Source organism: Lachnoclostridium phocaeense (assembly GCF_959599685.1).
GTDB classification, from domain to species: domain Bacteria; phylum Bacillota; class Clostridia; order Lachnospirales; family Lachnospiraceae; genus Claveliimonas; species Claveliimonas monacensis.
The window spans coordinates 24042-41997 of record NZ_CAUGIN010000010.1; the positions used below are offsets into that span (position 1 = coordinate 24042).

The 17956-nt window shown below is 51.9% G+C and carries 19 protein-coding genes; 2 read left to right on the forward strand and 17 right to left on the reverse strand.

Features of this window, described 5'->3' with window-relative positions:
* The first annotated feature begins 16 nt into the window (after positions 1-16).
* Entirely contained in the window at positions 17-481 is a 465-nt protein-coding gene (locus tag Q5911_RS06250) for a hypothetical protein (RefSeq protein ID WP_076777417.1), read from the forward strand.
* A 91-nt stretch (positions 482-572) separates the two neighbouring features.
* Here Q5911_RS06250 and hisIE read toward each other — a convergent pair whose 3' ends face one another.
* The 14 genes from hisIE to Q5911_RS06320 all read right to left on the reverse strand — a co-directional run bounded on the left by hisIE (position 573) and on the right by Q5911_RS06320 (position 15116).
* Positions 573-1856, reverse strand: a complete 1284-nt coding sequence (gene hisIE / locus Q5911_RS06255; protein ID WP_303181757.1) for a bifunctional phosphoribosyl-AMP cyclohydrolase/phosphoribosyl-ATP diphosphatase HisIE — start codon at positions 1854-1856, stop codon at positions 573-575.
* A 20-nt stretch (positions 1857-1876) separates the two neighbouring features.
* A complete protein-coding gene (gene hisB, locus Q5911_RS06260) occupies positions 1877-2464 on the reverse strand; it encodes an imidazoleglycerol-phosphate dehydratase HisB (protein ID WP_226394041.1) in 588 nt (195 codons plus the stop codon).
* Positions 2465-2471: 7 nt separating this feature from the next.
* A complete protein-coding gene (hisD, locus tag Q5911_RS06265; protein WP_303181758.1) occupies positions 2472-3773 on the reverse strand; it encodes a histidinol dehydrogenase in 1302 nt (433 codons plus the stop codon).
* A 75-nt stretch (positions 3774-3848) separates the two neighbouring features.
* Positions 3849-4484, reverse strand: coding sequence for an ATP phosphoribosyltransferase (hisG, locus tag Q5911_RS06270; protein ID WP_303181759.1), 636 nt, complete (start codon positions 4482-4484; stop codon positions 3849-3851).
* Positions 4485-4486: 2 nt separating this feature from the next.
* On the reverse strand, positions 4487-5743 hold the full coding sequence (gene hisZ, locus Q5911_RS06275; protein WP_226394039.1) for an ATP phosphoribosyltransferase regulatory subunit: 1257 nt from the start codon (positions 5741-5743) through the stop codon (positions 4487-4489).
* Positions 5744-5808: 65 nt separating this feature from the next.
* Positions 5809-6357 (reverse strand): Holliday junction resolvase RecU, encoded by a 549-nt coding sequence (locus Q5911_RS06280; protein ID WP_076777423.1) that lies wholly within the window; start codon positions 6355-6357, stop codon positions 5809-5811.
* A 2-nt stretch (positions 6358-6359) separates the two neighbouring features.
* On the reverse strand, positions 6360-7364 hold the full coding sequence (locus tag Q5911_RS06285) for an RluA family pseudouridine synthase (RefSeq protein ID WP_226394038.1): 1005 nt from the start codon (positions 7362-7364) through the stop codon (positions 6360-6362).
* Between the two features lie 13 nt (positions 7365-7377).
* Complete coding sequence (locus tag Q5911_RS06290) at positions 7378-7953, reverse strand: hypothetical protein (RefSeq protein WP_303181764.1); 576 nt, start codon at positions 7951-7953, stop codon at positions 7378-7380.
* Between the two features lies 1 nt (position 7954).
* Positions 7955-8737, reverse strand: a complete 783-nt coding sequence (locus Q5911_RS06295; protein ID WP_303181766.1) for an SDR family NAD(P)-dependent oxidoreductase — start codon at positions 8735-8737, stop codon at positions 7955-7957.
* A 60-nt stretch (positions 8738-8797) separates the two neighbouring features.
* On the reverse strand, positions 8798-10729 hold the full coding sequence (locus Q5911_RS06300; protein WP_303181767.1) for a YgiQ family radical SAM protein: 1932 nt from the start codon (positions 10727-10729) through the stop codon (positions 8798-8800).
* Positions 10726-11445: a pseudouridine synthase gene (locus Q5911_RS06305; protein WP_303181769.1), complete on the reverse strand. Its 720-nt coding sequence runs from the start codon at positions 11443-11445 to the stop codon at positions 10726-10728. Before Q5911_RS06305 ends, Q5911_RS06300 begins: the two co-directional genes overlap by 4 nt.
* Complete coding sequence (locus tag Q5911_RS06310; RefSeq protein WP_303181771.1) at positions 11442-12830, reverse strand: RsmF rRNA methyltransferase first C-terminal domain-containing protein; 1389 nt, start codon at positions 12828-12830, stop codon at positions 11442-11444. Before Q5911_RS06310 ends, Q5911_RS06305 begins: the two co-directional genes overlap by 4 nt.
* Positions 12831-12897: 67 nt before the next feature.
* The gene (locus Q5911_RS06315) at positions 12898-13611 is read right to left on the reverse strand and encodes a M23 family metallopeptidase (protein WP_303181773.1); all 714 of its coding nucleotides are present in this window, start codon (positions 13609-13611) and stop codon (positions 12898-12900) included.
* A 56-nt stretch (positions 13612-13667) separates the two neighbouring features.
* The gene (locus Q5911_RS06320) at positions 13668-15116 is read right to left on the reverse strand and encodes an aminoacyl-histidine dipeptidase (protein WP_303181775.1); all 1449 of its coding nucleotides are present in this window, start codon (positions 15114-15116) and stop codon (positions 13668-13670) included.
* Positions 15117-15237: 121 nt separating this feature from the next.
* Between Q5911_RS06320 and Q5911_RS06325 the strand changes: the two genes are divergently transcribed.
* Positions 15238-16185: a transporter gene (locus Q5911_RS06325; RefSeq protein WP_303181777.1), complete on the forward strand. Its 948-nt coding sequence runs from the start codon at positions 15238-15240 to the stop codon at positions 16183-16185.
* A 24-nt stretch (positions 16186-16209) separates the two neighbouring features.
* Here the strand turns inward: Q5911_RS06325 and Q5911_RS06330 are convergent, their stop codons facing one another.
* The 3 genes from Q5911_RS06330 to rsmD are packed head-to-tail and all read right to left on the reverse strand — an operon-like array spanning position 16210 to position 17893.
* A complete protein-coding gene (locus tag Q5911_RS06330) occupies positions 16210-16836 on the reverse strand; it encodes an ATPase (RefSeq protein WP_076777433.1) in 627 nt (208 codons plus the stop codon).
* Positions 16833-17330 (reverse strand): pantetheine-phosphate adenylyltransferase, encoded by a 498-nt coding sequence (gene coaD, locus Q5911_RS06335; RefSeq protein WP_076777434.1) that lies wholly within the window; start codon positions 17328-17330, stop codon positions 16833-16835. The genes Q5911_RS06330 and coaD overlap by 4 nt, the downstream gene beginning before the upstream one ends.
* Complete coding sequence (gene rsmD, locus Q5911_RS06340; RefSeq protein ID WP_226394029.1) at positions 17324-17893, reverse strand: 16S rRNA (guanine(966)-N(2))-methyltransferase RsmD; 570 nt, start codon at positions 17891-17893, stop codon at positions 17324-17326. The genes coaD and rsmD overlap by 7 nt, the downstream gene beginning before the upstream one ends.
* Positions 17894-17956 lie beyond the last annotated feature (63 nt).

The window sequence follows — 17956 nt, forward strand, 5'->3', positions numbered from 1 at the left end:
GGAAGGAGAATCTTGTATGAACAAAAACACAGTAAGCGGGGATATTGTCGACTGGCAGCTCAGGCAGATGGGCGCGTCTAATATCACTTTTGTAAACAGTAATATGTACATAGTGGATTTTAAACTCGAGAAAGGCCTGCTTGTATCTTACGTGTTCAACATTACCCGGGGAGACAAATATTTTCTCCAGAGAATGCGGCCCTACGCCATGGTGCAGGGAAAGTATGCCAACACGGCAGAGATTGCCGAGTTCATTGAAAAGGATCTGTCCAGGTTCCGCAATGCAGAGCACAGCAGCAATTTCGACAAATTTATCGAAATCTCAAAGAAAGGTGCGGAGTTTGCAGAGGCTCTGGAAAATCTCTTCCTCAACTACAACGTGGACAAAGATGAGATGGAGAGGATGGACGAGAAGCTGGACAAACTGCTGGAACATCTGGAGCAGGCCAGGGAAAAGGCAGCACCTATCCAGATGCCCTGACATCTGACCGGAAAAATGTCAGACAGAGAAAAAACCTCATGAGGCGAAAAATGCCCATGAGGTTTTTTCTATATTTATCATTTTTATCACTTTACCTGTCTGCCAGCTCTTTTACAATGTCCTCCCAGCTGACGCCCCGCTCTACCATCAACACCATGGCATGATAGAGAAAATCAGCCATCTCGTATTTTACTTCTTCCGGGTTGGGGTTCTTGGCCGCAATGATGATCTCTGTGGCCTCCTCTCCCACCTTCTTGAGGATCTTGTCGATCCCCTTCTCAAAGAGATAGTTTGTGTAGGAACCTTCCTTTGGATGGTCTCTTCTGTCCACGATCGTATCGTAGACGCTCTCAAACACCTGGAGCGGGTTTGTCTCGTCGTAGTCAGAGCCCACCAGAGGCTGGAAGAAGCATGTGGGGTTGCCGGTGTGGCAGGCGGCGCCTACCTGGTCTACCTTGGCAAGAAGTGTGTCCTTGTCACAGTCGATGGTCAGGGAGTGGACATACTGGAAGTGTCCGCTTGTCTCGCCTTTCACCCAGAGACACTGGCGGCTCCGGCTGTAGTAAGTCATCCGTCCGGTCTTGATGGTCTGGTCAAATGCCTCCTCGTTCATGTAGGCCAGCATCAGCACTTCCTGGGTCTTGTAGTGCTGCACAATGACCGGGATCAGCCCGCTTGCGTCTGTCTTAAACTCAGAGAAATCCATCATGCTCTCAAAGGAGGTCATCTGGATCTGCTCCTCCTCACATTTTTTCTTGAAGGCGGAGAAATCCATGTCTGTCTGACTCACATATTTTCCAGAGAGTCCCCGGACGCCGGAGCACTTCAGGATCTTAAATAGCTCACTTTCCTCCATGGTGTCTGTCAGCACGACACAGGGAATATCTGTCACATTGATCACAGAATTCAGATCCAAACGATGCATGAACACCAGCTCGCTGGCGTACTCATTGATGAGATGCTGGTGCTTGAAGAGAGCGTCAAAGTCGTTCAGTGAGACAGCGATCTTCTCCTTTCCAAAACGCTTGGATACATCTTCTATCAGCTTCTGGTTGTCTGCCTTGGAGAAATTCAGCAACGCCCTCTTTGCGCCTGTATAGAGGATCTTCTTGATATCTTCCTGGCGCTTGACGTTTCCGCCGGCTACCATGGGAATGTGGATGACACGGTTAATCTTTTTCATCAAATCAATGGCCTCATCGTGATCTTCGTCAGATTCTGAAAGATCAAATACAAGAAGCTCGTCTGCGCCGTGCCCGCTGTAATACTTGGCAAGGGAAATGACATCGTCGCTCAGTACCGTGTGGTCGTCGAACCAGCGAACTGCCTTGCCGGAGTCGATAAAGATACAGGGTATCAGTCTTTTATAACTCATTTCTCTTCCCTCTTCCTTTCCTATAAAGTGCCCTTTGTGGTCCAGGTGCCCTCAACGCGGGGGTCCACGGATACCGCCATATCCAGGGCTTTTCCGAAGCCTTTAAAGATCGCTTCGGCGATATGGTGGTTGTTTATGCCGTCCAGCACCTTCAGGTGCAGGTTCATTTTCGCACTGTAAGAGACAGCATAGAAAAATTCTCTCACCATCTCTGTGTCCAGATCTCCAATCCTCTCTGCTGTAAAAGGAGCGTCATAGTTCAGATAAGGGCGACCGGACAGATCGATAGCGCACAGAATCAGGGTCTCGTCCATAGGCAGCAGGAAATTGCCGTATCGCTTGATCCCCTCCTTGCCGCCGAGAGCCTCCAGGATGGCGCTTCCAAGTACAATGCCTGTATCCTCTACCGTGTGATGGCAGTCCACATCCAGGTCTCCCGCAGCCTTCACAGTCAGGTCAAAGAGGCCATGACGGGCAAAACCGTCTAGCATGTGGTCGAAAAAGCCGATGCCGGTCTCTATATCTGTCTTTCCGGTACCGTCCAGGCAGATGGTGACTTCTATATCTGTCTCTTTTGTGGTTCTTCTGATTGTAGCTTTCCTGTCCATATCTGTATTACGCCTCCTTATCTTCAAAGCGGACCTTGATGGAATTGGCATGCGCTGTCAGCTGTTCAGCCTGTGCAAAAGCCTCAATGTCCGTGTGTATCCTCTCAAGTGCCTCCCGGGAGTAGCCGATGATGCTTGATTTCTTGATAAAATCGTCTACAGACAGGGGCGAGAAAAACCGCGCTGTCCCGTTTGTGGGAAGCACATGGTTGGGCCCTGCAAAATAGTCACCCAGCGGCTCGCTGGCGTACTCTCCGATAAAGATGGCGCCGGCGTTGCGGATCCGGGTCATCACATCGTAGGGATTCCGGGTCTGAATCTCCAGATGCTCTGACGCAATCTCGTTGGCAATGTCAATGGCGTCCTCCATGCTTTCAGCCACAAGGATATAGCCATAATTGTCCAGAGATTTCCGAATGATCTCGCTTCTGGAGAGCTCCTGCAAAAATCCGTCCACTTCTTTGGACACCGCTTCTGCCAGCTCCTCGCTTGTGGTGACAAGGATGGCGCTGGCCAGTTCATCGTGCTCTGCCTGGGACAAAAGGTCTGCCGCCACATACCGGGGATTCGCACTTTCATCTGCAATGACCAGGATTTCACTGGGGCCTGCGATGGCGTCAATGCTGACGTGTCCATAGACCGCCTTTTTAGCAAGGGCGACATAGATATTTCCCGGTCCCACGATCTTGTCCACCTTGGGAATACATGATGTGCCGTAGGCCAGGGCGCCTACTGCCTGAGCGCCTCCCACTTTATAGATCACATCTGCGCCTGCCTCGTGGGCAGCTACCAGTGTATTGGGGTTCACCTTTCCGTCTCTGCCCGGAGGAGTCACCATGACAATCTCCTCCACCCCGGCAACTTTGGCGGGAACAATATTCATCAGAACGGAAGAAGGATAAGCGGCTTTCCCGCCGGGGACATAGACCCCCACCCTTTGCAGAGCAGTGACCTTCTGACCCAGGATGGTGCCGTCCGGTTTACTGTCAAACCAGCTGTACTGCCGCTGCTTCTCGTGGTAGCTTTGTATGTTGGCAAGTGCCTTGCGGATGATGGAGACAAGCTCCTCTCCGGCCAGCTCATAGGCCTCGCGGATCTCCTCCTCTGTCACTTGGATGTTCTGCTCATTTATGCTGGCATGGTCGAATGTTTCTGTATACGCAAACAGCGCTTCGTCTCCTTTGATCCTCACATCCTCCAGGATACGGGCTACTCCTGCCTCGTACTCTCCGTACTGATTGGGGCTTCTCTTTAAAAAATCCTCCAGGAGATTTCTCTTTGTGTGGCTGTCCAGTTTCTGTATCCTCATGTTCACAATCCCTTCTTTCCAATACTTGTATGCCCGCTATGTCCGGGCTGTATGCTTTCCGCAAATACAGGGGCCTCAGATCACGGTCCGCAGCCGGGTGATGAGATCCCTGATCCGATCGCTATCCATGCGCATGCTGACAGGGTTCACGATCATCCGTGCGGAGATAGGGCACACCTCCTCCAGGACTGTCAGACCATTCTCCCGCAGGGTGGACCCGGTCTCCACAATATCAACGATCACTTCTGACAAGCCAACAATGGGAGCCAGTTCAATGGAGCCGTTCAGTTTGATGATCTCCACAGTCTGGTGTTTTGTGTTGTAGAAATAATCTTTGGCTATATTGGGATACTTTGTGGCGACACGGATGATCTCGTGGTTCTCCAGCAGGGGCGCTGCCTTCAGTGGGCCGCACACGCACATCCTGCAGGAGCCGTATCCAAGGTCAATAACCTCGTGGACTTTGCGGCCCTCTTCCAGGATCGTGTCTTTGCCTACGACCCCGATATCTGCCGCACCATATTCCACATAGGTGGGCACATCGGGTCCCTTAGAGAGGAAAAAGCGGAGTTTCAGCTCCTCGTTTGTGAAAATGAGCTTTCTGGAATTTTCGTCCTTCATCTCGTCGCAGGTGATGCCGATCTTCTCAAAAAGTTCCAGTGTATGTTTTGCAAGTCTGCCCTTGCCCAGGGCAAATGTCAGATATCTCATAATTACTGCTCCTGTTCTTTACTGCCTACAACCTTCTCCTCCCCTGTGACAAGGTTGACCATTAAGATCTGCCTGTCTTCCTGTATGTAGATCAGGCTTCCGGCATAGTATTTCTTTCCGTACTTTTTGTAGTCGTCCAGAGTCTTTCCCGGCTCTTTGCAGAGAAGCTCTGTGTTTTTGAACTTATCCCGGAATTCTTTTGCCAGCTCGATAGCTGACTTTTCCATTCCCTTGTCATACAGGATCAAATTGTTTTTGCGGGAGTATGTGATCCGCACATGCTGCCTTGTGAGAGCCTTCATCAGCTCATCGATGACCAGGGCAAAACCGATGGAGGGCGACTCTTTCCCGAATTTTTCCAAAAGATGGTCATAGCGTCCGCCCTTTACGATGGCATCCCCTGTGCCAAAAGTGTATCCCCTGAAAATAATGCCGGTGTAGTATCCGTAAGTGCCGCTCATGCTCAGATCAAAGCTGATATACTTCTCTGCTCCGTATATTTTTAATATCTCATAGATCAGCTCCAGGCGGCGCACAGCCATGATAGCCTTGGAGTTCGGAGCGATATTCCGGGCCTTGGTCAGAACTTCCACTCCTCCGAACAGGTCGCCCAGACCAGAGAGAGCCTCCTTGGCACTTCTGCGCACCTGGATGCTGTCCAGATACTCTTCCACGCCGAAATAGTTCCGGTTCCCGATCAGCTCGCGCACCCGTCTCTCTGATTCTGCGTCCAGAGAGGCGTCCTCGATCAGGCTCTGGAAGAAATCCACGTTGCCCACACTGACCTGGAACTCCCGCAGACCGATGGAGGACAGACAGTCCACCACCATGGCAAGCATCTCAGCGTCAGCCTCCACTGTATCTACACCGATCAGCTCGGCGCCCATCTGGGTATTTTCACGCATCCGTCCCTGATAGCTGGAATGGTTGACAAAGGTATTCCCTGTGTAGCAGAGGCGGATAGGAAGATCCTCATCTCCAAAAAGTGTGGCGGCTGCCCGTGCGATGGAGGGGGTGATGTCCGGCCGGAGCACCAGCGTGTTCCCCTCCTTGTCAAAGAACTTGTACAGATCTTTTGAGGGGATGGTGCCGATCTCTTTGCGGAAGACATCAAAATATTCAAAAGTAGGTGTCTGGATGTCGTGATAGCCATAGAGCTGCAGCACTTTGTGCAGACGGCTCTCCAAAGACAGCTTCTTGCCGCACTCTACATTATATATATCACGGACTCCTTCCGGTGTATGTAGTAACTGTTTCATGAAAATCCTCCTCACACTTTACCGTGGTAAAACACTAAAACTCTTTTGCAATTATACGCACTTTTTTATGTATTGTCAAGTTCGTCCCTCATAGACAGGTCCAGGTTCATAAGATCCAGGTAAGGCAGATAGACATTTGCCTTCATATCCATAAAGAAGCGCGGGTCTAGCTCGTCTATGCGGAAGCTTTTCCGTCCCCCCTGCCGGGAACGGTTCCAGAATTTCAGAAGCTCCTCGAATCTCATATAGTAGGCTCTGTTCTCCCCGCTGAAATAGATGAGGAGAAAGGCCACCCCGCCCTGTCGTTCAAAGCGCTCCATGAAAACGGCCTGGTGCTCGTGGATATTCTGGATAGGGAAGGTGGTCTCCGCACATTCCTTTGCGTCAAAACATACGGGGATCCCCTGGACAACGCCGATGTAATCTACGGTACTGCGCTGTTCGAAATAGGCCAGGGTGATCTGCCTGTGCTCTTTATCCATGCGGACCGGAGTGATGGGGGTGGGGATCTTCTGGATCAGAGCGATATTCTTTTCTGCATACCGCTCATTGGTCCTGTTGATGATATCCTCCAGCTCCGAACCCCGCAGTCCTCTTGTGCTCCATGTTGCCATGTCTACTTTTCCCCCTCTTCTTTAAGAATGCTGGAAAAAAGATCCGGAAGGGGCGCCTCAAAGGTCTTTCCGGACAGGTAGGAAAGGGGGCCGGAAAGATCCGGAAAGACGAGACGGTACGCGTGGAGGAGCTGGCTGTCAAGCCCCCAGTCTCTCTTCCACCGGTCATTCTGTCGTCTGTCCCCGTATTTGTAATCTCCCACAATGGGGTGCCCTGTCCCTGCCAGGTGAGCCCTGATCTGGTGGGTGCGTCCGGTCACAAGGTGGACTTCCAGCAGTGTGGTGTCCCTGTACAGGGCGACCGGCCGGTATTCGGTCTCAATAAAGAGATCTTTTGGTCCCCGCTTCTGTGCGTGGATGGAGACCTTGTTTGTCTTTTCATCCTTCTGCAGCCATCCCCTTATGCGCATAGATTTTTCTACCCGGCCGCTGACCAGACACAGATAATATTTTTTCAGTGTCCTGTCCTTAAAAAGACGGCTCAGCTCCTGCAGGCCTGCCAGGCTCTTTCCCGCGGCGATGAGACCGCTTGTATTCCTGTCCAGCCGGTTGCAGACAGAAGGTCGGAACGTGCGGAGCTCCTCTTTTGTAAGCTGCCCGGTTGTGAGCAGGTAGTCGGTCACATACTCGGTCATGGACCACTCCTTGTTGTCCGCTCGCTGGGACAGTAGGCCGGCCGGTTTGTTTAAAAGAAGAATGTGGTCGTCCTCATAGACAATGTTTCCCCTTCCCAGGCGGAAATCTCCTCTTTTCCCCGGGAGAGACTTCTCTTTTGAAGCAGGGGCTTCTTCTGAAAACTGGTCAATGGTCTCCTGGGAGAGGAAGAGGCGCACCACGTCGCCTGAGGACAGCTTCTCGCTTCCGGCTGCCTTCTTTCCGTTGAGGACGATATTCTTTTTTCTGAGCATTTTATAGAAAAAGCTTTTGGGCGCCTTTTTCATATATTTGGCAAGAAATTTGTCCAGGCGCTGTCCTGCTTCGTTTTCTGTTATCTTTAATTCCTGCATGTCTCTTGCTTTCCTACATGGAGATATTGAGAAGGATCCGGCGGATCCGGTTCTCTCTTTTCCTGTGTTCGCTCTGCTCCACCTGAGCAATGCTGTTCAGCCCTTCTGCCCGTGTTAGAAAGGGCGTGTAGTCGGAGAATATCTTTACGGTGATCTTGGTCAGACGGTTTTCCTCCAGGATGTTCTTAATATGTCTGGCTGCCTCCTCCGGGACAGTCTTTTTGTTGGGGGCATAGCCGCAGACTGTATTGCCGGAGATGACCACTGCCTCCACGGGCATGATCTTTTCACGGCTGGTGATGACCAGGTCAAAAGCTGTGGTAAGAAGAGGTGCCTTGTCCTGGATCTCAGCCGCCTTTTCCTGGTCAGCAGTCCTGTAGGGCAGCACGGTGATAAGACCCACCATCATTTTGCAGGCAGGCAGGCAGCCCACGATGGCTACCACAGTAAGCAGATTCAGCTTAGTGCCGGTCTGCATGTATCCCAGTACCAGGAGGGCGATCACGATGCCAAACTCCAGGAGAGTGAGCAGTAAAAGCCGTATTTTTCTGGCGTTCAGATAGCCAGGTGTTCCTTTTTCAATCTTCATCTTAAGTCAGACTCCTTGTATTCATTTTGTTCATAAACCAGTCGGTCAGTCTGTCGGGAGCGATCTTGGCGGCAGTCCGCGCTCCCTGCATGGCTGCGCCATAGACAGACACCCTGCGGCGCTTCCTCACGTCAGACAGAGCTTTTCTCACGACCTTTCCGGGCTGGGCCATAAGCTTCTTTCTGGCTCCGCCTGCCGGATCTCCGGCTGTCCGGAAGAAAGCTGTCTCCACAGGTCCGGGGCACACGGCAGTGACAAAGATCATTTTGTCAGCCAGCTCGCGCCCCAGGGCTCTGCTGAAGCTGAGCACGTAGGATTTTGTGGCTCCGTACACCGCTGCCCCGGGCTGGGGTGCAAATGCGGCAGCGGAGGCCATATTGACGATGCGGCTTCCCCTGTTCATATAGGGGAGGCAAAGGCTGGTCAGATGGGTCAGGGCCACACAGTTCAGCTGGATCATCCCTGTCAGGGTATCGGTGTCTGACTGGGAGACCGGGGCATTGCACCCGGTCCCGGCACTGTTGACCAGCATGCGGATATCCGGCTTCAGTGCCTCCAGGTCCCGCTGAAGATGGTAGTAGATGTAATCCCTGGTGAGATCGCTGTCGTAGATGCGGCAGTAGATGCCGCTCTCCCGTGTCAGCTCTTCTCTGAGCTGTTCCAGCTTGTCGCTGCTGCGGGCGATGAGCCATATCTCATCCAGATTCCGGTAGAACTTCGGTATCTGTCTGGCAAACTCCCTTCCAAGTCCGGAGGAAGCGCCAGTAACAATCGCTGTTTTCATATAAATCCCTTCTTTATCAATTATCTATACTTGTCTGCGTGTTACAACTTTCCCTGGCTGTCAGGCTTTCTTTTTATGTATATTGCGGATTGTCTTTTTCTTTCCGCTTTTTCTGGCCCCTCTCTCCGCTGGACCAGATGCGGACGGATTTTTGCGCGGTTTTTTCTGGACAATGCCGCTCTCCTTCTCTTTTGGCTTCCTGGGCCGGATCAGACATTTTCTGTCAAATCCTACCAGGTCCATCCGCCCCTCACGCTTCAGGGCCTCCAGGACCAGGTCATAATTCTTCGGATCCCGGAACTGGATCAGAGCCCGCTGCATAGCCTTTTCATGCGGATTTTTCGGCACATAGACTTTTTCCATATTCCTGGGATCTACTTCTGTATAGTACATGCAGGTGGAAATGGTGGAGGGGGTGGGATAAAAATCCTGGACCTGCTCCGGCATCACGCCCAGATCCCGCAGGTACTCTGCCAGGGCGATGGCCTCCTTCAGCGTGGAGCCGGGATGGGAGGACATCAGGTAAGGGACAAGGTACTGCTTTTTCCCGAGCTGTCGGTTGATCTTCTCGTATTTCTGAACAAAAGACTGGTAGACACTGTTTTCCGGTTTTCCCATTTTCTGAAGTACAGGATCTGCTATGTGCTCCGGCGCCACCTTCAGCTGTCCGCTCACATGGTACATGCACAGCTCCCTTAAGAAAGTGTCATCTCTGTCAGCCATCACATAGTCAAAGCGGATGCCGGAGCGTATGAACACTTTCTTGACACCAGGCACTTCTCTTAGTTTCCGTAATAATTTTACGTAGTCTTTATGACTGACTTCCATATTTTTACAGGGTTTTGGAAAAAGGCACTGCCTTCTGCTGCATACGCCTTCTGTCAGCTGTTTTTTGCAGGAGGGCTGCCGGAAATTGGCGGTGGGGCCTCCTACATCGTGGATGTATCCTTTGAAATCCTGATCCTGTGTCATCTGCCGTGCCTCTGAAAGCAGGGACTCGTGGCTCCTCGTCTGGAGGATACGACCCTGGTGGAATGTCAGCGCACAGAAACTGCAGCCTCCAAAGCATCCCCTGTTACTGACAAGGGAGAACTTGACTTCCTGGATGGCGGGGATTCCCCCTGCCTCCTGGTAGGACGGATGCCAGGTACGCATGTATGGATAGCTGTATACCTGGTCCATCTCCTCCTGGCTGAGAGGTTTGGATGGCGGATTCTGGACCACAAAGCAGTGATCGGAATAGGGTTCTACCAGCCTCCTGCCGGAAAAAGGATCTGTGTTGCAGTACTGGGTATAAAAGCTTTTGGCGTAGTTTATCCTGTCTCTTTTCAGATCTTCGTAGGAAGGCAGGATCACAGGATCGTAGACACTGGACAGATCCCGCACCTTGCACACAGTCCCATCGATATAGGTGAGATCCCGGATGGAGAGACCGGCATCCAGCGCTTCTGCAATGGCTGCGATGGACCGCTCACCCATTCCGTAGGAAATAAGATCTGCTCCTGAGTCCAGCAGAATGGACCGCTTCAATGTGTCGGACCAGTAGTCATAGTGGGCGAGACGGCGCAGGCTGGCTTCAATGCCCCCGATGATGACCGGCGTGTGTTTGTACACCTGCCGGATCAGATTACAGTACACTACGACAGCGTAGTCCGGGCGTTTTCCCATGACGCCGCCTGGAGAGAAAGCGTCTGTACGGCGCTTTCTCTTTGCCACTGTGTAGTGGTTGACCATGGAGTCCATGTTCCCCGCTGACACTAGAAAAGCCAGCCGTGGCTCCCCGAACTCCATGATACTCTCCCGCTTCCGCCAGTCCGGCTGAGCCAGGATGCACACTTTATATCCAAGGGACTCTAAAAGTCTTGTGATGATGGCATGGCCAAAGGAGGGGTGATCCACGTAGGCGTCCCCGGACACATAGACGAAATCCGGCTGGCTCCATCCTCTGTCCTCCATCTCTTTTCTGCAAATCGGTAAAAATCCCTGTTTCATTCTTCTTTTAACCTCTTGATCTCATGTTCAGTGAGAGGGCGGTACTCGCCCGGGGCAAGGCTGTCATCCAGCCGCAGCGAGCCCATGGACTCCCGCTTCAGATAGCTTACCTCCATCCCCAGGGAAAGGAACATCCGCTTCACCTGGTGGAATTTTCCCTCCCGTATGGTAAGGCGCGCCCGGGACAGAGACTGTCCTGCCTCAAGTATCTCCAGCCTGGCGGGCATAGTGACCAAGGGTTCCTCCTCAGTGCCGATATTGACCCCTCTCTGGAAGGCTGCCCTGGTTTCCTCCGTCACATGACCCTGCACCTCCACGTAGTAGGTCTTGTCCACATGGTGTCTCGGAGACAGAAGTCTGTGGGATAAAGCGCCGTCATTGGTGATCAGAAGGAGTCCCTCTGTATCTTTGTCGAGGCGCCCTACCGGAAAGAGATCTTTTCTCTTCTTTTCCCGGATCAGGTCCAGGACGGTCCGGTCTCTTTTGTCTTCCGTGGCGGATACAACCCCAGCCGGCTTGTTGAGCATGAAATACTCTTCCGCCGCGTAGGAGACCTCTCTCCCATCCAGGCAGATCTGGTCTCTTTCATCCACCTTGCGCTCCGGGGAGCGGACCAGCTCACCGTTGACGGTGACAGAGCCTCTGCGGATATATTTTTTTACTTCCTGGCGGGTACCCTCACCCATGTCGGCCAGGTATTTATCTAATCTCATCATACGGACTGCCATCTCCAGCCTGGCAGATATTTGTTCTTTAGAGTTCCGCCGGCCAGTTTACCCCAGCCGAGAGGATACCCGTCCACACAGAAGAGATGCCAGCCCTTCTGCGACGGGGAGACCAGATCTTCCACGTCCAGGGTCTCACCTTTCAGATAGCGGACCACCCGCTCATCACTGCAGGGCAGGCTGATGACCTGGTCAAATTCTTCTGCTTTGAGTGCCATTGCCAGAGCCTGACTGGGCTCGAAACGGTTTTTCTTAATCTCGCCCAGGAGAAGTCCTGTCCGAAGGAAACGGATCCCCCGGATATCAGAAAGTCCTTCGGGCATATAATAAACCCTTTCGCCGTGAATATCCAGTCTGGACGGGCTTAAATCTATCTTAAGTTTCTCTAAAAACTTTTCCAGTTCCTCAGGCAGCTTTCGGTTTCTCCGCTTCAAAGGCTCCTTTATTTCCGGCCCGGATACCTGCTCTCCCTTTTGGAGCAGGGCCAGGAAATGCCCCTCCCCGTGCATCCTGTGGGGGAAGATGCGGACCGTATCAGCCAGGGAGAGATCTCCGTTCTGGACCAGATCCGGCCTGCCGGGAGCAAAGCCCTGGTAGGGATCTATGGGGCAGACATGGAATTCCGGCCGCTCTCTTAAAAGGTGGGCAATGACCTCCTCGTTTTCCGACGGGTCAAACGTGCAGGTGGAATAGAGCATCATGCCTCCCTCCTTCAGCATGGAGGCCGCCTGCAGGATGATATTTTTCTGTATCTTTGAAAAAAAGGCGGGACCGTGTTCTTCCCAGGCCTTTACCATCTTCCGGTCTTTGCGGAACATGCCCTCCCCGGAGCAGGGAGCATCAATGAGGATCTTGTCAAAGAACGAGGGGAAGAACTCTGCCAGGCGTCCGGGTTCTTCGCTGGATATAAGAACATTTCCTATACCGAAAAGTTCGATGTTCTTTAAGAGACCCTTGGCTCTGGAGCTGCTGATGTCGTTGGCGGCAAGAAGTCCTCTCCCACCCAGCTTTGCCCCCAGCTCTGTTGCCTTGCCGCCGGGGGCGGCGCACAGATCCAGCACTCTGTCGCCGGGTTCCACAGGAAGCCTGCTTGCCGGTGTCATGGCGCTGGGCTCCTGCAGATAGTAGAGGCCTGCAAAATAATAGGGGTGCCTGGCAGGGGATACTTCCTCCCCATTATAGTAAAAACCATTTTCAATCCAGGGAACTTCCCGGATCTTAAAAGGACAGATCCTGCGAAAGTCTTCCACAGATATTTTCTTTGTGTTGACCCTGAGCCCGTAATACCTGGGTTCCTCGTAACAGGCTATATATGATGGGAATTCGTCGTCCAGAAGGCGTTTCATTTTCTCTTCAAACTCAGATGGGAGTTTCATCTTTTTCCTCCGTTTTTATCTTGTAGTCATCTGATAAAGTATAACACAGATGGGCAGATTACACCAGCTAAGAATATTGGTATTTCAGCCGGTGCTCCTCCAGCGATCGCAGCAGATAGTAGGGATTTACACTGATCTCCTCCCCTGTCCCCCAGGAGTAAATGCCAAGGTGGAGGTGAACATCAAACTCACCTTTGGTTCCCTCCGGCCCATAGCCAGAATCTCCCATAAATCCCAGCAGCTGTCCTGCCTTCACTGTATCCCCCTCACGGATATCCGTGTAGGAGTCCAGGTGTGCATAGTAATAGTAGACGCCCTGGGGAGAAGTGATGCCGATCCTCCACCCGCCCAGCTCCAGCCATCCCAGATTGGTGATGGTCCCGTCAGATATGCTGACGACCGGGTAGATTCCCCTCTCGTTCCTGGCGGCTATGATATCTGTGCCCTCATGGCTGTTCCCTTCCTTGTAGTTTCTCTCGTACATCCAGGAATCTACGTAGGACACGGTGAGAGAAGGATCCAGGGAGGACGCAGGTACAGGGAAATAGATGCTGTCCTCTTCCACCTGCTTAAGGAATGTTCTGCACTCCCGGGAGAGAAGGGTCTGGTCCTTGCGCATGCCGGGGGAGAAAAAGTCCTTTCGATAGGAGGCAGATGAGATGGTTCTTAAGGCCAGCGTGTTCTGTCGCCCTTTCTCCATAAGACATCCGATCCCGAGAACACAGAAAAAAGAAAATAGTAATACAAGAAGGAGCAGCCTTCCGGCTTTTATTTGTCTCAATGCAAAACTCCTTTTTGTATTACTATATGAATGACTACAGGTATTTTAGTCGTGTACTATCTGCATTTGGCAAGAACGGCCTTCAGATAGTCGTAGCATCTCTCTGTGGAGGCGATATCCAGTTTCTCGCGGACAGAGTGCACATCCAGAATGTCCGGGCCAAAGGATACGCAGTCCAGATCAGGACGCTTGCCAAGGAACAGGCCGCACTCCAGACCGGCATGGATGGTGATGACTTTTGGATCCTCGCCGTACATCTCTTTGTAGGTATCTACCATAATCTCGCGAAGAGGTGAGTGCTCTTTGTACATCCAGCCCGGATAGTCGCTGTCTGCTGTAAAATCAGCATCGAAGAGAGCTGCAAGAGTGCGCAGTCTTTCCTGCAGTGCCTCCTTCTTGCTGTCTACTGAGCTTCTGACAAGGGTACATATAGTGAGGACATCGTCTTTCACGGACATGACACCGGGATTGAGAGAAGTCTCTACCAGCCCTGCAAGTCCGCGGCTGTAATCCTGTGTGCCGTTGGGCATGAGATAGAGATAGTCAATGACCTGTGTGGTCCGCTCCGGTGCAGCAGCCTCCAGCTCCTTCTCCCCTGCTTCTTCCACCGTCACTTTAAGGCCGGGCTCTTCTCCCATAAATTCTACATCCCATGTCTCCTTCATTGCCTGTGCAGCTTTCTCTATCTTCTCCAGGCTGCCTGCAGGTGCCAGGACAGAGGCAGTGCAGTCCATGGCGATGACATTCTCTTTACTTCCGCCTGACAGGCTCACAAGCTGAAGGCCAGTCTCCTGGTTCAGCTGATGGAGAAGCTGTCCCATGAGCTTCAGGGCATTTCCCTTCTGCATATGGATCTCTGCTCCGGAATGTCCGCCTCTCAGGCCGGAAATGCGGATCACCAGGGAGAGTCCGCGGCTGGTCTGCCGGTTAAGGGCAAATGAGGTGCGGCAGGTGATCCCTCCTGCGCATCCGCAAGTGAGGTATCCTTCTTCCTCTGAGTCGATATTGATCAGTTTTGTTCCTTTTAAGACACTCAGATCCACAGCCATAGCACCGCCCATGCCGGTCTCTTCATCTGTGGTAAACAGAGCTTCCAGAGGCGGATGAGGAATGTCCTTGCTGTCCAGAATAGCCAGAGCCATGGCGATAGCAATCCCGTCGTCTCCTCCCAGGGAAGTGTTTTTTGCTTTGACGAAACCATCCTCAATATACAGGTCAAGCCCATCCTTTTTAAAATCGTGATCGGAATCTTCTGTCTTCTCGCAGACCATATCCAGATGTCCCTGGATGATCACAGGCTCACTTGTCTCGTAGCCCTCTGTTCCGTTCTTTCTGATGATCACATTATTTGCTTCATCCTGGATAACCTCCAGTCCCCGCTCTTCGGCAAAGCGAACACAGTAATCGCTGATCCGCTTCGTGTCAAATGTCCCGTGGGGGATGCTGCACAGCTCCTCAAAAAAGTGAAAAACTGCTTTTGGTTCCAGATTGTCAAGTACTGCCATTGTATTACTCTCCTTTGTCTTATATGATTGTCTTCCTCTATTGTGTCACGGAATACATAAAAATGCAAGCCACACCATAAAATAAACCAGATCTTCTTTTACGCACCGGAGGTGCCATCCCATGAAACGCCGCCTCTTCACACTGGCAGTCATCTTCTTTTTCTTTGTCATGCTTCTCTTTCCGGGGCCTGTGTTTGCGGGGGCAAGCCAGGGGATCCTGCTCTGGTTCCGCACTGTCCTTCCCACCCTTCTCCCCTTTATGATCGCTGCCAATCTGATGGTGCGCACAAGTGCAGTGCACTATATTTCCCGCCTGGCAGGCGGTGTGCTGGGGCGGGTGCTGAAGGTGTCGGGGTGCGGGGCTTTTGCGGTCCTCTCCGGATTTCTCTGCGGATATCCCATGGGGGCAAAGGTGACGGCAGATCTCTTGAAGGAGGGAAAGATCTGCAGGGATGAGGCAGGGTATCTGCTGTCTTTTTGCAACAATACAAGTCCCATGTTTATTGTAAGCTACGTGGTGATGCAGAATATTGAAAGGACTGCCTACTTTGTCCCGTCTGTGGCCATTCTCTTTCTGTCTCCGGTTGTGTGCAGCCAGTTTTTTTACAGGATCCTCCGAAAAAAATACGGTGACAGCCTGGACGCTGCCGGAAGATTTAAGAGTCCTATCGGAGGGAGACGCACCTTTTTTTCCTTTGATGTACTGGATCGCTGTATCATGGACAGTTTTGATTCCATCACCCGTGTGGGAGGGTATATTATGCTCTTTTCTGTCTGCACAGAGCTGGCCTTTCTGCTCCCGGGAACCGGAGGGACTGCATCCGTGTGTCTCTTTTCATTTTTGGAGATCACAGCCGGCATTCCTATGCTCTCCGGGCTGGAGGCGGCCTTCCCGGTGCGGTGGGTGCTGATCATGGCTCTTACATCTTTTGGCGGATTCTGCGCGTCTGCACAGACCTACAGTATGATCCAGGGCACTGGCCTGAAAATATCCGTCTATCTCATAGAAAAGCTGGTCACCGCAGTGGTGACCAGCTGTATGTGCATCCTCTATCTGTGTATGTTCTGACAGGAGTATACGAGGCAGGATTTCTTACTCCAGCTCGATGCTGTCTTCCTCATAGGCCTCTACCGGCTCCTCCGGTGTTCCGTACTCGGCTTCCAGCCCTCTTGCGGACTGATCCGGGATCTCCAGCTCGGAGCGGTTGTTGCGTACCATGTCGTAGCACTCCTGGAGGGAGTTGACAAGGCCGTCATATTTTGTCGTGTAGCTGTCCAGCGTGTGGCCGATGATGCTCTCCGCGTTGGCAAGGAGGTCATCTGTGTACTGCATAGCCCCGATGCGGATGTCGTTGGCATCGTTGGTGGCGTTGTCCAGGATCTGCTGTGCCTGCTCTGTGGCGGCTGTCACGATCTCATTTGCCTGGGCATAGGCCTGCTGCATGATCTCGTGCTCGCTGACCAGCTCAGATGTCTGGATCTGTGCCTCCTGGAGCATGCTGTCTGCCTTGGCCTGCGCATCAGCCAGAATGGCGTCTTTATTTGCAATGATCTTCTGATAGCGCTTGATCTCATCCGGTGTCTTCATACGGAGTTCACGGAGAAGCTCGTCTATCTGATCCTTGTTCACAATGATCTTTGTGGTGGACAGAGGCTGAAATTTACAACTGTCGATGTACTCCTCGATCTCTTCGATAATCTGTTCAATACGGCTGCTCATAATTTACACTCTCCTTTTTTATCCATTTTTTCCTGCATCCGCTCTATTACGATATCAGGTACAAACTGTGAGATGTCTCCCCCGAAAGCGGCTACTTCCTTTACTGTGCTGGAGCTCAGATAAGAATACTCCAGGCCGGTGGTCAGAAAGATCGTCTCCAGATCCGGCTCCAGCTTGTGATTGGTCTGGGCCATCTGAAGCTCGTACTCAAAATCTGTGATGGCACGAAGTCCTCTCACCACCATCTGCGCTTCCATTTTTCTCACAAATTCTACCAGCAGTCCCTCAAATGGAATGACTTTTACATTTGGAAGATTTTCCACTGTTTTCTCTAGTATTTTAACACGTTCTTCTACGGAAAACAACGGACTTTTTGCGTTATTTACCAATACTCCGACGATTAATTCATCCACCAGTTTTGCGGATCGTGTAATGATGTCCAGATGTCCGAATGTGACCGGGTCAAAACTGCCCGGGTAAACCGCTCTTAACATATTTCTTTCCTCCCCGAGGGCTCTATAAAGACGTGCTTATTCGTCTTGTAGACTTTCTCTTTTATGATTTGAAATCCCAGCTCATCCAGATAGTCGAAGGAAGTATCCTTTGCGGCCTCCACGATGATCACGCCCTGGTGCGCCAGAAGATCGGACTCAGCCAGATAGGTGAGCACCTGCTTTTCCAGCTCCTGGTTGTAGGGGGGATCCATAAAAATGTAGTCAAACTGTTTCTCCCCCTCCAGCCGGTAGAGGGCTGTCATCACATCGGAGGAGATGGTGAGAGCTTTCCGCTCCAGGTGAGTATGTTTCAGATTGTCCTTTATGCAGGCCATGGCTTTTGGATTCTTCTCCACAAAGACAGCCTCCATGGCTCCCCGGCTCAGGGCCTCGATCCCGATCCCGCCGCTGCCGGCAAAAAGATCCAGAAAAATACAGTCATAGAGATAGGGGGCCAGCATATTGAAAAGCGTTTCCTTTATACGGTCCGTTGTGGGGCGGGTGTCAAGCCCGTCCAGCGTTTTCAGCTGCAGGCTCCGCGCGGTTCCGGCGATCACACGCATGAAATCACATCCTTTTTGTTCATTTGGGACGTAATACTTTTAAAAGGTATTACGTCCCAAATT